At 45.2% G+C, this 14,630-nt stretch carries 11 protein-coding genes and 1 pseudogene; 2 read left to right on the top strand and 10 right to left on the bottom strand.

All coding sequences use genetic code 11. The annotated features are described in order from the left end of the window. Positions 1-9 precede the first annotated feature (9 nt). From ligA to aroA, 4 genes are all read right to left on the bottom strand, one after another. A complete protein-coding gene (gene ligA, locus WJQ40_RS12070; RefSeq protein WP_337540523.1) occupies positions 10-2,046 on the bottom strand; it encodes an NAD-dependent DNA ligase LigA in 2,037 nt (678 codons plus the stop codon). A gap of 119 nt (positions 2,047-2,165) precedes the next feature. After that, positions 2,166-2,903 (bottom strand): pseudouridine synthase, encoded by a 738-nt coding sequence (locus tag WJQ40_RS12065; protein WP_337540522.1) that lies wholly within the window; start codon positions 2,901-2,903, stop codon positions 2,166-2,168. Then, entirely contained in the window at positions 2,878-4,224 is a 1,347-nt protein-coding gene (gene hflX / locus WJQ40_RS12060; protein ID WP_337540521.1) for a GTPase HflX, read from the bottom strand. Before hflX ends, WJQ40_RS12065 begins: the two co-directional genes overlap by 26 nt. After that, positions 4,202-6,238 carry a 3-phosphoshikimate 1-carboxyvinyltransferase gene (aroA, locus tag WJQ40_RS12055; RefSeq protein WP_337540520.1) on the bottom strand — a complete coding sequence of 679 codons (2,037 nt, stop codon included), beginning with the start codon at positions 6,236-6,238 and terminating at the stop codon, positions 4,202-4,204. The genes hflX and aroA overlap by 23 nt, the downstream gene beginning before the upstream one ends. Positions 6,239-6,316: 78 nt before the next feature. Between aroA and WJQ40_RS12050 the strand changes: the two genes are divergently transcribed. After that, positions 6,317-6,844 carry an N-acetylmuramoyl-L-alanine amidase gene (locus tag WJQ40_RS12050; protein ID WP_337540519.1) on the top strand — a complete coding sequence of 176 codons (528 nt, stop codon included), beginning with the start codon at positions 6,317-6,319 and terminating at the stop codon, positions 6,842-6,844. Between the two features lie 36 nt (positions 6,845-6,880). Here WJQ40_RS12050 and WJQ40_RS12045 read toward each other — a convergent pair whose 3' ends face one another. The 6 genes and pseudogenes from WJQ40_RS12045 to hisS all read right to left on the bottom strand — a co-directional run bounded on the left by WJQ40_RS12045 (position 6,881) and on the right by hisS (position 13,458). Further along, entirely contained in the window at positions 6,881-8,596 is a 1,716-nt protein-coding gene (locus WJQ40_RS12045) for a DUF4037 domain-containing protein (RefSeq protein WP_337540518.1), read from the bottom strand. A gap of 14 nt (positions 8,597-8,610) precedes the next feature. After that, positions 8,611-10,284: a GGDEF domain-containing protein gene (locus WJQ40_RS12040; protein ID WP_337540517.1), complete on the bottom strand. Its 1,674-nt coding sequence runs from the start codon at positions 10,282-10,284 to the stop codon at positions 8,611-8,613. Positions 10,285-10,394: 110 nt separating this feature from the next. Continuing rightward, positions 10,395-11,516 carry a UDP-galactopyranose mutase gene (glf, locus tag WJQ40_RS12035; RefSeq protein WP_337540516.1) on the bottom strand — a complete coding sequence of 374 codons (1,122 nt, stop codon included), beginning with the start codon at positions 11,514-11,516 and terminating at the stop codon, positions 10,395-10,397. Positions 11,517-11,656: 140 nt separating this feature from the next. Continuing rightward, positions 11,657-11,911 carry a cation transporter gene (locus WJQ40_RS12030; protein ID WP_262574026.1) on the bottom strand — a complete coding sequence of 85 codons (255 nt, stop codon included), beginning with the start codon at positions 11,909-11,911 and terminating at the stop codon, positions 11,657-11,659. 67 nt (positions 11,912-11,978) lie between these two features. Continuing rightward, positions 11,979-12,122: pseudogene (gene eno, locus WJQ40_RS12025) on the bottom strand (phosphopyruvate hydratase); the annotation flags it as partial. Positions 12,123-12,198: 76 nt separating this feature from the next. Next, positions 12,199-13,458 (bottom strand): histidine--tRNA ligase, encoded by a 1,260-nt coding sequence (hisS, locus tag WJQ40_RS12020; protein WP_118797815.1) that lies wholly within the window; start codon positions 13,456-13,458, stop codon positions 12,199-12,201. Between the two features lie 139 nt (positions 13,459-13,597). Between hisS and WJQ40_RS12015 the strand changes: the two genes are divergently transcribed. After that, positions 13,598-14,626: a 3-deoxy-7-phosphoheptulonate synthase gene (locus WJQ40_RS12015; protein ID WP_118797814.1), complete on the top strand. Its 1,029-nt coding sequence runs from the start codon at positions 13,598-13,600 to the stop codon at positions 14,624-14,626. Positions 14,627-14,630: the final 4 nt, after the last annotated feature.

The raw sequence follows: 14,630 nt of genomic DNA, 5'->3' as shown, positions 1-14,630 counted from the left end.
GTAAAAAACTCAGGAAAGCATTTTCAGAAGTTCTTCCTCTGTAATAACAGGGATCCCAAGTGCCTGTGCTTTTATAAGCTTGCTTCCTGCCGCCTCTCCTGCCACCAGGTAATCTGTCTTTTTGCTAACAGAGCCTGTACATTTTCCGCCATTATTTTCAATCAGGTCTGCGACTTCTTTTCTGCCAAGCGTCGGCAGTGTTCCCGTCACAACAATCGTCAGTCCCTTTAATTTATCACCCGTATCATTATTTTCCGGCATTTCCATAGTAAGCCCGGCGGCCTTAAGCTCTGATATGATCACCTGATTCTCCGGATCATCAAAATACTGTCTGATACACTGTGCCGTAGTATCTCCTATGTCATCAATTGCGATCAGTTCTTCATAAGAAGCCTTCTGCAGATCATTGATAGCTGCGAAATGCTTCATGATCGTTCTGGCTGTGTTTTTTCCTACATTTCTGATCCCCAGACCTGTCAGCAGCTTAAACGGTTCATTTTCCTTAGATTTTTCGATTGCCTCCAGCACTCTGACCGTTCCTTTTTCTTTGCCAAATACGCCTTTCGCAATCAATTCTTCTTTATGTTCTTTCAGCTTATAAATATCTGCAAAGGTTTTCACGTATCCTGCCTTGATCAGTGTATCAATGATCGAATCTCCAAGCCCCATAATGTTCATTGCATCCAAAGAGCAGAAATAGGAAATCGTTCTTGTCAGCTGTGCCGGGCAAAGTACATTCTGACAGCAGATATCTGCCATATCCTCATCCTTCACCAGGATGCTTCCACAGACTGGACACCTTTCCGGTGCCTTAAAAACCTGCTTTGGTGCCTCAACGCATCCGTTTAACTTGGGGATGATTTCCCCGCTCTTAAAGATCCTGTATGCTCCTCCAAGACCTGCCTGCATTTCATTAATATAATCCTGATTATGCAGAGTTGCTCTTGATACATTCGTCCCACACAGTCTTGCCGGCTTTCCTGTGATCTGATCATGAAATACTCCAGTAAAGGTAAGCTTGCCGGTTCTGCCGACATCCACCAGGATATCGTCCATGATCACGACACGCTCTTCCGGTGGATATTTATAGGCGATATGTCCGCTTGAATATTTGCTTCCCGCCGGGAAATCATTCCGGTATCGGACCTGGTCGATTTTAATGACCGCTCCGTCAATATCGTAATCCAGCTCACCACGCATATCCCCGATCTCATCTATCATTCTGATGATCTCCTCTGCCGTATTGCATTTTCTGTGAAAAACAACCGGTATTCCATGCCGCTGCAGGATATCCATTCCCTTGCAATGACTTTCCGTCAGCTCCTCCGGTCCCTGCTGCACATTAAATACAAACATACGAAGCCCACGCTTCTTTGTAACTCCCGGATCCAGCTGCCGCAGTGTTCCTGCCGCCAGATTCCTTGGATTGGCAGCCAGCTTCTTTCCCGCCTGTTCCTGCTCAAGATTATAGCCTTCAAAATCTTCATGGGACATGTATACTTCCCCGCGAAGCTGCAGGGAAGCATAAGGCAGATCCACTGACCGTTTCACATCCGGGATCACAAGCGCATTGGCTGTCACATCCTCACCAACCAGTCCATCTCCTCTGGTTTCTGCAAGAATAAGCCTTAAGCGTCCATCTTCCTCCTTCTCATACCGAAGTGTCATGCTGAGTCCGTCTATTTTGGTCTCGACAGAAAAACTGCAGTCCGGGTGAAGGGCTTTTACCTTCTCTACCCATGCAGTAACATCTTCCTTTGTAAAAACATCTTCAATGGAAAGCATCGGCACATCATGTGTCACCTTAACACCTGCCTCGCGCTTCGCCGTGCCACCGATCTTCTGCGTCGGAGACTGTGGTGTGACCCATTCCGGATGCTCCTTCTCGGCTGCTTTCAGCTTCAGCATCAGCTGATCATAGTCATAATCACTGATCTCCGGTTCATCCTGATTATAATAGCGGTCCATATGATAATTGATTGTTTTCGTAAGTTCATCGTATTCTTTTTTTTCCATTACCTCTGTTTCTATCCGATTACTATCCATTTTACTTGCAGGATTCCCTTCATTTATTTTTATTTTTCCTTCAATGCCTATTTCATAATCCCTGTTTTTCTCCGTCTTTCTGTCTGCAGGCTTTCAGGTGTCAAAAAGATCTTATATTTTTATAATTCCTTATATTTACTGGTATTTTTCATGCATGAATTATATAACATCTGTAATTCTATCCCAGTGATCTGGCGGTATTTCCCGGGTAATAAGCCTGCAAGTTCCACAGTTGCCACACGGATTCTTTTGATCGCTGTCACCTCAAATCCCAAAGCATGGGACATTCGTCTGATCTGTCTGTTGACTCCCTGGGTTAGAATGATCCGGAAGGTAAATTTCCCGATTTTTTCTACCTTACAGGGTTTTGTCCTGCGGTTCAGCTCCTTTAAGAACACACCATCTGCCATATTCTGCAGGAACTCCCCGGTAATCTCCTTATTCACCTTCACGATGTATTCCTTTTCATGGTTTCCGCTGCCATTCATCATCGTGTGGATCAGGTCTCCGTCATTCGTAAGCAGGATCAGCCCCTCTGAATCTTTATCAAGCCGACCTGCATAGGTCACTCTCACCGGCAGCTTCACCTGCTGCGTCAGAACCTTGTCCGCATGCCGGTCTCTCTCCGTACACGTCACTCCAAGAGGCTTATAGTAAGCGTAAACCACTTTATCATTTTTCCCGGGAAGATGTTTACCATTCACCTCGATCTCGTCCTCATCCGAGACCTGGAGCCCCATCACAGCCTTCTGTCCGTTTACCTGGACCCTTCCCTCTTCTATTAGCTTATCAGCATCTCTCCGTGAGCATACGCCGCAGGATGCCAGATATTTATTCAATCTTTCCTTCTGCATCATTTCCCCCTGTTTCTGTCAGATAACTGCGGTATTTTTCCCTGTCTGCCGGATGGCATTTCACCAAAAGAAGTGTTCCCTCTTCCTTATATTCCCGCTTAAGTATCACAGCATTTTCCATAAAGTAAGAAACAATATCCCCTCTTTGAAAAGGAATCAGGAACTCTCCCTCCACCTGATCTGCATAAATCTTTTCAAGGATCTCCCCGACAAGCAGATCCAGTGATGCTTCTTCCTTTGCTGAAACAAAGAGCTTATCCCCGACTGTTCTCGGATAGGAAGCCCCCTCCCTTCTGTCCGCCTTATTATATACGGTAAGCATGGGAATATGTCCTGCGGAAAGCTCTGACAGGGTCTGCGCCGTTGTTTTCATCTGTTCCTCATAAAAGGGATCCGAATAATCCACCACCTGTATGAGCAGATCAGCATTCTCTATTTCCTCCAGCGTAGACCGGAACGCTTTCACCAGGCTGTGGGGCAGATCATGGATAAATCCAACTGTATCTGACAGCAGAAAGTCTCTATTATCCCCGGTATTGATCCGGCGGACCGAGGTATCCAGTGTAGCAAAAAGCATATCCTTCTCAAGCACTCTCTTTTCTTCTCCGGCCGCATAACGATCCACCATGGCATTCATGATCGTTGATTTTCCTGCATTGGTATACCCGACAAGGGAAACAAGCGGCAGTCTGCCTTTATTTCTTCTGCTCCGCTGTACTTCTCTCTCCTTGGTAATTTCCTTCAGCTCACGCTGCAGTTCCGCAATTCTGTGTTCGATCTTCCGTCTGTCTAACTCCAGCTTCTTTTCTCCGGCTCCCCTGCTGCTCATGCTTCCACTGGTTCCGCCCTGCCTTGTCAGTGCTTCATGCATGCCTACCAGTCTTGGCAGAAGATACTGAAGCTTTGCTGTTTCCACCTGAAGCCTGGCTTCTCTTGTCCTTGCCCTGCTTTCAAAGATCTCCAGGATCAGTGTCGTCCTGTCCATAACCGGGACATCCAGCAGATCCTGCAGATTTCTCAGCTGGGATGGTGTCAGGGAATTGTTGAAAACAACCAGATCAGCTTCCAGCCTTACACACAGTTCCTTTAATTCCTGTACCTTGCCAGCTCCCATATAGAGCCCTTTATTCACTGTTTCCAGCCTCTGTATGACCATACCGACCGGTTCCATATAGCAGGCTTTCGCAAGGCTTTCAAGCTCATCCATTCTGTGTGACATATCACCTGTTGATTCTGTGATACCCTCCTCCACTGCCGCCAGTACGACCCTTTCTGCTCTTTCCTCTGTTATTTCAACTGTATTACTGTTCCGCACTTCCTGCATGATTGTTTTCCTGTAATTCCTCGATCAATTCAAAATAATTTTCAAATGTTTTCCTGCAGCATCCGGGATTCCTGATCCCGATCTTTCCTGTTTTCAGCCCGATCAGTGAAAAGGCCATTGCCATTCTGTGATCCTCATAGGTCTCCACTTCCGTTTCTCTGATCCCATCTTCTGAAACCGGTCTGATCAGAATTCCCTTTTCCTCCGGAATCTCCTCGCAGTTGACACCCATCCTGTTTAATTCAGTGATGATCGCTTTCATCCGGTCTGATTCCTGATAGCGGATATGTTCTATATCACAGATCCTTGTTTCTGAAGCAGCAAATGGTGCAATCGCTGCCATGGTCATAGTCTGGTCAGAAAAATCCTTCATGGAAAGAGTCTGCCCCGGATACGCACTTAACAGACGGCCATCCACACAGATCCCTTTCTCTGTATCCTCCATCTTACACCCCATTTTGGAAAGCACAGACAAAAATGCAATATCTCCCTGTATGGAGTTTTCATGGACTCCATTTACAATAACACTTGTTCTTAAAAGTGGTGCCATTGCATAGAAATAACAGGCTCCAGAAACATCCGGCTCGATCTCATATACCGGAACGCCAAAGGAAGCATTTCCGGACACAATGCACTTCCTTCCTTCCCTTTCCACTTCAATTCCAAACTGTCTCATCATAGCAAGTGTCATTTTAATATATGCACCTTCGCTTCTGTCTCCTTCAAGTATGACAGTCAGGCCATCTTCCTTCATGGCTGCACACATTAATAAAGCACTGGCAAATTGACTACTGATCTTTGTATCGATCCTTACTTCCTTCTGATGAATACCGTCAGAATGCAGGGCAAAAGGAAAATGTCCTTCCTCCCCGTGGAACTCAAATGTAACACCACATGCCTCCAGCAGGGAAAGCAATGGCTCCATGGGACGCTTACACATCTGGGGTGATGCTGTCAGTTCATAATCCCCTCCAGCCATAGCCAGCATTACTGTAAGAAAACGTGCCGCAGTTCCTGCACTTCTTACATTGATGGAAGCCTTTCTGTCAGGAATCCTTCCTCCTGTTCCTTCTATTATAACTTCTTTCTTTTTCTCATTTATTTCAATATTAAATCCTAATTTAATTAAGCAGTCCAGAAAGCCACGGGAATCATCGCTGAACAGGACTCCTTTCAAATGACATGTTCCCTGTGACAGTGCTGCCAGAAGAAGTGCCCTGTTTGTGATGCTTTTAGATCCCGGCACACTTACAGTAATTTCCCGGTTCTCCTGAAATTTGGACAGCCATTTTACAGGTGCTGCTGTTTCCATTTCTCTTTCCATTTCTGTTTCTTTCCCGGATGTTTCTATCAGAGCCAGCAGCTCTTCCGGTCTGTTTATCATCGCAGCCGCTCCGGCTGCCTGCAGCTCTTCTACTGTCCGGAATCCCCATGTGACAGATACACAGTCCATTCCTGCATTTCTGGCAGTTGCAATATCCACATCAGAATCTCCCACATACAGGGCATCTTTTTCTGATACCTGTAATAACCGCAGTGCTTCCCTGGCAGTATCCGGTGCCGGTTTCTTGCGGATTCCTTCGCTTGCGCCGATTGCTACCTTCAGATATTTTTCAAAATAAAGATGATACAGGACATCCACTCCCTCCTGCATCTTGTTGGATACGATTGCCGTTTTGATTCCTTTTTTCTGTAAGCTTGTCAGAAGCTCTGCGATTCCGGGATAGAGACAGGTCTTATCATTGCAATGTTCTTCGTAATATGCTTTAAATACAGCAAATACCTCTGTAAATGTCTTTTCATCCTGATCCGGCATAAGTGCTCTCTGCACCAGCTTCTCAACACCATTTCCAACAAAATTCCGTACTTCCTCCAGTGACCGTTCTTTTTTATGATACATCCGCAGTGCATAATTTACACTGTCCTTCAGATCCTCCAATGTATTTAACAGAGTTCCATCCAGGTCAAATATAACTGCCTGATATGCTTTTTTCTCTTTAGTCTGATTTTTCATGCCTACTTCCTTTCTTACGATACACAGCTATCTGTTTAACAGCATACAATATCTTAAGTCCTTTTAAAAGAGGTTTTTATGGCTACAGTTGTAATTGATGCCGGTCATGGGGGTTCCGACTTTGGTGCTACCTATCTTGGGCGAAAAGAAAAGGATGATACCCTCCGCCTTGCCCTTGCTGTGGGAAACATACTGGAAGAAAATGGTGTAAATGTGATCTATACAAGAACCAGTGATGTCTATACCAGCCCTGCCGGTAAAGCTGCAATGGCAAATGCCTCCGATGCAGACTATTTTCTCTCTATCCACCGTAACTCCAGCCCCTATGATAACCAGTATACTGGTGTAGAATCCCTCGTTTATTCCAAAAACGGCATTGCAAGAACCATTGCCGAGAACATAAACCGTGAGCTTACCCGTGTAGGATTTGTCAATCAGGGGATCCAGGAACGGCCAAATCTGGCTGTCCTGCGCCGGACTGACATGCCTGCCGTCCTTGTAGAAGTCGGATTTATTAATACAGATAAAGATAACATACGTTTTGATACTCAGTTTCAGGAAATTGCCAGGGCAATTGCCAATGGATTGTTAAAGAGTATTTCCTGACATACAGAGAACCTGCCGATGGCAGGTTCTCTGATTCTATTCGAGTGCTGGTATACCCTTCAGGATATTCTCTGTATGATGCTCCAGATAATTATCCTCTCCGCTTGTCAGACCCTCTTTCTTCATTTCTGCAATAATACGTGACACTATGAACTCTATCGTTTCCGGAATTCTTTCATCTCCAACCGGCATCTGTGACAAAGCAGTAAGCACATCTCTCAATTCCTTGAGCAGCGGGAGCTTTTCCAGTCCTTTGTGCATCCATTTATAAAAAGGCGCATAGCTCCGGTTCAGCAGATAGATCATCGCCATCGTATGCTTCATGAATTCTGCCAGTGCGATCTGTGCCGTTACTGTTTCATTTCTTCCAAGCATACGGCTGTAATTATATTGCCCGGCCTGTGCCATCAGTGCCGCTTCCCTGGCGATCTTTTTGAGTCTCACTTCCTCCGGATAATAAGAAAGCAATCCTTTTCGTATTCTCGTGAACTCTCCAAGATCATCCCTGAAAACCCTTCCGTTAGTGGCTGTACTGAGCTGATAGTCCTGTATAACCTCCCATTGTCTTCTGGATACCGGTACATCCTGCAGTCCTGTGAGTTCTCCGTAGAACTCACTGATCCGGAATACACCGACTCTTTTTCTTGCCTTGGCAGAGGTTACCCTTGTGACTCCCATAAAGGTGTGCGGCAATTCATCATAGGCCTGCTGCAGCTCTTCACCGATCTCATCATATACCTGATCTGTCAGCCAGAGGCAGAAGCCCGGGCCAAAATCATGATCTCTTGATACTTCATCATCATATCCAAAGCATTCCGATCCTTCTCCTACCAGGCCTGCTGCGATCACACCCTCATATGCCGGAAACCTCGTCCTGATCATAGGGATACCATATTCTTCATAAAAGGCCTGACACAGCTCCATTCCCTTTTCAAAGCTGCGGTTTCTGATCAGTGCATTTTTCTGCTCCTGAATAACTGCATGCAGGTTTTGTAATGTAATTTCGTATGCCTGGTTTCTTCCTGATGTCCTCTCAATTTCAAAAAGTGCCAGCTTATAAAACCTGGCGGATTCCTCAAGCTCCCCTGTCAGATACAGTACCTCACCCATTGCCGACAGGGCACCGCTGTAATGATAATCTCTTTCTTCATCCATTTCGTACAGGGATATCGCTCTTTTCAGATGATCCATGGCTTCTTCATAGCGGAGCAGCTTAATCTCCGCCAGTGCCAGATTCGTATAGATCGCTGCCACCTCTGTCCTGGCACCCTGATACTGACTGGCAACAGAGAGTGCCCTTTGCAGACAGTCACAGGCACTTTCATCGTCCCCTGTCTGCTGGAAAAGAAGACTCATGCCCTGATACAGCTCTACATATCTGAAATCATTATAAGCTATGCTTCCCTCGTAAATCCCTTTAACCTCCTGATAGGCTCTCATGGCATCTGAAAGAAGTCCTGCCTCTCTGTATGCATCTGCTACATGAAGAAGCGTAGCTGCATAAGGAACGGTTCCTTTCATTCCCATTCCCTGCAAAAGCAGGAGAACCTGCTGACAGTATTCCACCATCTTTTCAAATTCTCCTGTTCCTCCATAATAGCTGATCAGTTCATTCATCAGCGTGATCACTGCACGCCTGTCACCTTCCTCAGCTGCCTCTTCCATTTTTTCTCTTAAATAGCCTTCTACCAGGTCGGTTCTGCGGTTTTCAATCAGAGAATCCAGCTGCGACAATACTAATTCCACATTCATATTTCTGCCTCCATTCACTTCTCTTCACTTTTCCCACCCTCATAATATGCAAAACGATTTTTTCCACTCTTTTTTACCGTATACATAGCAGAATCTGCACACTCGATTAATTCCTCCAGTGTAGAAGCATCCTTTGGGAAGGATGCAATTCCAATACTGCCTCCAACTCTTCTGAATTCTCCAGCCAGAGAAAACGGTTTGGAAAACAGCTCCTTGCACTGCATTGCCGTCTTATCTACGATCTTACTCTGTATACTCTGGATTATAATGATAAATTCATCACCTGCATAGCGGTAAGGCATCAGAATCTGTGAATGAAGCATCTTCATCCTTGCTGCCAGCTCCCGCAGTGCATCATCGCCTGCCGCATGTCCATAAGTATCATTGATCTTTTTAAATTCATCAATATCGATCATAAAGATCGTACACGGTGTGCCATTCCGGATCAGTTCCTCCAGATCTGTCATCAGCTTGCTTCTGTTGGGGATCCCTGTCAGGAAATCATGATTGGAAGCATTTTCCATAATCCCTCTTGCCTCCTCCAGTTCCCTGTACAATCTCCTTCTGCGCAGATTATCAATCAGTGAAACCAGCACTACCACAAGAAGCATACCTATCAGGATACCGCCCGGTATCAGCACCTCTTTATTTCTCTGGAAAAAGGGCTGACGATAATTAACGATCTTTGTTCCTTCCGGAAGCATCTTCATGTCAAGACCATAGGCTTTCATAACCAGCTCATCTACACAGTAAATGTTCGGACTGTCACCCACTACTCCGATCTCACCGCTGTTCTTCCCATTGATGATATCCATTGCCATGCCGGCAGCTTCTTCTCCTGATTTTCTCATGGAAACAACATTGCCACCAAGAAGTCCTTCCCCAATCCCCTCTTCCATCATCCGGAATACCGGAACCGTGGCCGCTCCGGTGATCAGTTTTACTGCCTCCCTGCTTGAATACTGCTTTCCACTTTCGTCTTCCGTCATGCAGATATAAATCAGTATTGTTCCCTTTCCAAGCTGTCTGATCTTCCCCTTCAGCTGCATAGTACTCAGTTCAGATGCATTGATCTCAGAAAATGTAAGCTCCGGAAACTTTTCTTCACAGGCGAAGAACTGTTCTCTGATAGTCCTTCCTGTCACACTGTCATCCAGAATAGCTACTACCTTCTTCGCATCAGGCAGAAGTGTTTTCGCAAAGACAATGTTTTTTTCGACTGACAGCTTTTCTATAACACCAGTTATCAATGGATCCTCTGACATTTCATAAGCAAGCTGTTCATTATTGACTCCTTCATATACAAGGGGAATTTCTGCAAACAGCTCCTCCCTGTACTTCTGTGCAAAAAGAAGGGCTGCATCATCTCCCAGAATGATCACATCATAAGGTGCTACCTTGCTGAGTCTGTATTTCAGTCCCTCATAAAATAACTGTTCACTCGTTTCGTCACTGACACGCTTGGTATCCATGAACTCATAGTCTACCACTGCTTCATCACTGACTCCCGCCTGAATACCCTCTATCTGGGACTGTACCGTATCCCACCCATAATTATAAGAACTGATAAAAAGGATTCTCCCCTCTGCGCTTTCTTTTCTGTTTTCTTCAGCCTGGACGCTGATACCTCCAAACACAAGTGACAGCAGAAGACAATATAACAGAATTTCAGTGATCCGTCTTCTCATTCTGATCCCCCTCTTTTTCTTATACATTTACACTTGCAAGCATATCTTTGCATCTAGTACTATAGTATCACTTTCCAGTATTTTATTCAATTTGGAAACCCCTTATTTTATCAGTTTTCTCCAAAAATTTTCCTGCATAGCTTCAGACTGCCTGCTATGACTGCATCCATGTCATAATACCGGTATTCTCCAAGCCTTCCGCCAAAGATCACCTTTTCTTCCTTATCAGCCAGTTTTTTGTATTTTTCATAAAGGGTGTTATTTTTTGTGTCATTTACCGGATAATATGGCTCATCCCCTTTTTTCCACTCAGAAGAATATTCTCTGCTGATCACGGTCTTAGGCAGATCATCTCCCTTTTCATCTTTTCCAAACTCAAACCATTTATGCTCAATGATCCTTGTATAGGGTGTTTCTCTGTCAGTATAATTTACAGCAGCATTTCCCTGAAAATTAATCTGATCCAGAAGCTCCGTTTCAAAACGCACGCTTCTGTATTCCAGTGTCCCAAAGCAGTAGTCAAAATAAGCATCCACAGGACCAGTATAGATAACCTGATCCGCCAGACCGTTCCAGTGCTCCCTGTCTTCCAGATAATCCTCACGCAGCCTGACCTCAATGCCTTCAAGCATATTCTGTACCAGCCTCGTATACCCTCCAATCGGAATCCCCTGATACAGCGCATTAAAATAATTATTATCAAAGGTAAAACGTACCGGCAGACGTTTGATGATAAATGCCGGCAGTTCACTGCATGGACGTCCCCATTGCTTCTCCGTATATCCCTTGATCAGCTTTTCATAAATATCGGTTCCTACCAGAGAGATTGCCTGCTCTTCCAGGTTCTTCGGCTCTGTGATATGGGCCTCTCTCTTCTGCTCCTCAATCTTCTGTGCGGCTTCCTCTGGTGTTACCACACCCCACATTTTATTAAAGGTATACATATTAAAGGGAAGACTGTACAGCTCCCCCTTGTAATTAGCCACCGGACTGTTGGTAAAGCGGTTAAAATCCGCATACTTCGTTACATAGTCCCATACCATCCTGTCATTGGTATGAAAAATATGTGCACCATACCGGTGTACATGGATCCCCTCTGTGTCTTCTGTATAGACATTTCCTGCGATGTGATCTCTTTTATCAATAACAAGCACCTGTTTTCCTGCTTTTCTGGCTTCACAGGCAAATACGGCACCGAAAAGTCCCGCTCCAACTACCAGATAATCATACATTCTCTGAGCGTCCCCCTTTATTCTTCATTCTGATATCATATTTTACCACATTTACCGGATAATGGCAAAAAAATTGCCGTCCCTGCCAGATATCTGGCAGAGGCGGCACAGGCATAGTCATCAGATCCTCTCTGATCCTTTTATTTTCCGAAATGGAATAATCCTTTTTTCTCATAGGGCTCACTGCTGTCTGAAAGAAGCCTGTATCCGATTCCTTCGATCTCTTTCCCAAGGAGTGGAATATCCAGTTCTTCCTCACTGATCACTACAGTTTCTCCGGCTTTGGCAGAGGAAGTCACCTTCTTTACCTTTGCCACCTTTCTGATCAGATCGTTCATATGTGCTTCGCACATGCTGCAGGCCATTCCGTCGATTTTTAATGTTGTCTTTATCATGATCCTCTCTCCTTTTCTACAGGCAAGTGTACTCCTGCCTATTGTTCTTTTCAAGGAGTATCACATGTTACTTTACATGAAATGCTTTCATTCCCGGATATACTGCGCTGCTGCCCAGTTCCTCTTCAATACGGAGTAACTGGTTGTACTTGGCAACTCTTTCCGATCGGCTGGGTGCACCGGTCTTGATCTGACAGGTGTTTAATGCCACAATACTCCCTGCCGGAAGGTTTTTCTTCCGGTGGCTTCTGATTCAGCAGCTCAGAGCCGATGGGAGTCTTCCATATTTATTTCAAAGGATCCTTATAGAATTCGCGGAAGGTTGTATAGCCGTCTTTCGTAAGCTGTTCCTTTTGGAATTTTTTATTCTTATTCATCCTGACAACAAGCACCTGAGTTCCTGATTTTCTCTCCTCCTGTGCTGCTGCGATCACCTTGCACAGCTCTTCCTTTGCCACACCCTTCTCGATCAGGAAAGCTGCCTTCTCAGGCTGGGAAGGTACCTTAAATCCATTCTCCATAAGAAGCAGGATGATTCTTTCAAATCCAATGGAAAAGCCGCAGGCGGGAACATCATTTCCTGTAAATTTACCTACCATCCTGTCATATCTGCCGCCGCCACCACAGCTTCCGCCAAACTGCGGCATTGCGATCTCAAAAATCGTGCCGGTATAATAAGACATTCCTCTAACCAGAGTGGGATCAAATACAAGTTCAAAATCAGCACTCTTGGTAGAATTTACACTTTCCATGATCTCCTGAAGGCTTTCCCTTACTTCCTCATCCAGGAAATCACCAAGCTTTTTGGCAAGATAGGCAAGACCATTTTCAGAAGCCTCCATACCCCTGAACAGCTCCAGGTATTTATCAACACTTTCCTTGGCGAAGCCATCTTCAAGAAGCTCCGCTTCTACTCCTTCAAGTCCGATCTTGTCCATCTTGTCAAGGGTAATAAACACATGATCATAGCTTTCTTCTGCAAATCCACTGTAGGCTGCCATAGCCTTCAGGATCCTTCTTTCATTGATCCTGATCTGGAATCCTGAAAATCCAAGCCTGCCAAGAGTCGTTGTCGTAGCCAGGATCAGCTCGATCTCTGCCAGGTTGGAGGGTTCTCCCAGAATATCAATATCACACTGCATGAACTGACGGTAACGGCCACGCTGCGGTCTGTCAGCACGCCATACATTTCCCATCTGCAGAGCCTTAAAGGGTGTCGGAAGTTCATTGGCATGTGCAGAGTAATACCGCACTAACGGAACAGTAAGATCATAACGGAGACCTCCGTCCACCAGATCCTTCTCTTCCTTTGCTGCTTCAAGATTCAGCTTCTCTCCACGCTTTAATATTTTAAAGATCAGCTTCTCATTCTCTCCACCCTGCTTATTGGTCAGATTCTCTATATTCTCCACACAGGGGGTCTCAATGGAAGTAAATCCAAATTTACCATAGGTCTCCTTGATCACACCGATCACGTAATCTCTGATCTTCATTTCCTCCGGCAGAATATCCTTCATACCGGTTACCGGTTTCTTACTAAGTGCCATAATCCGGCCTCCCTTTTCTTTTATACTTTGATAGATGATACCCCGTAATTTTACACTGTTTCCAGATGCTTTGCAACCTTGCGCTTTCTTTTTTTCTATATTATAATAACAAATGCTTACATCAGAGGAGGAAACTATTATGTCATTTGAGTTTGTGAAAAAATTGCCAACTCCAAGCGAGATCAAGGAGCAGTATCCTGTTCCTGAAAAGCTTGTTGCGTTAAAGAAAGAAAGAGATCAGGAGATCCGTGATGTACTCACCGGAAAAAGCAATAAATTTCTTGTGATCATCGGTCCCTGCTCCGCAGATAATGAAGATGCTGTCTGCGACTATGTCAGCCGTCTTGCAAAGGTCAACGAAAAGGTAAAGGATAAGCTGATCCTGATCCCCAGGATCTACACCAATAAGCCCCGTACCACCGGTGAGGGTTACAAGGGGATCGTGCATCAGCCGGATCCTGAAAAAAAACCAGATCTTCTGGCAGGCCTGATCGCCATGCGTAAGATGCAGATCCATGCCATGGATGTTTCCGGTCTTACTGCTGCTGACGAAATGCTCTATCCCGAGAACTGGAGATATGTTTCCGACATTCTTTCCTATGTAGCCATTGGCGCCCGTTCCGTAGAGGATCAGCAGCACCGTATGACCGTCAGCGGTTTTGATGTGCCTGCCGGCATGAAAAATCCTACCAGCGGAGATCTTACCGTTATGCTGAATTCTGTTTATGCAGCCCAGCATCCCCATACCTTTATCTACCGTGGATGGGAGGTAAATACAACAGGTAATGACCTTGCCCACACCGTTCTGCGTGGTGCCACCAGTAAGCATGGCCAAAACCTTGCCAACTATCACTACGAAGACCTGAATCTGCTGCTGCAGCTTTATAATGAAAGGGATCTGAAGAATCCTGCTACGATCATTGATTCCAATCACAGCAATTCTTCCAAGCAGTACAAGCAGCAGATCCGTATTATCAAGGAGGTTATGCACAGCCGTAAGCTCAGTCCCGATATCCATAACCTCGTTAAGGGTGTCATGATCGAAAGCTATCTGGTAGAAGGCAGCCAGAAGGTAGGTGAGGGTGTCTATGGAAAATCCATTACCGATCCCTGCCTTGGCTTTGAAGATTCTGAGCAGCTTATTTATGATATTGCTGAATATGAATAATCTG

Origin of the sequence: Suilimivivens sp. (assembly GCF_037359455.1) — a bacterium.
In the GTDB taxonomy this organism is placed as follows: Bacteria; Bacillota; Clostridia; order Lachnospirales; family Lachnospiraceae; genus Suilimivivens; species Suilimivivens aceti.
The sequence above is the reverse complement of the archived record's forward strand: the minus strand, read 5'-3'. Positions and strand labels throughout refer to the sequence as shown.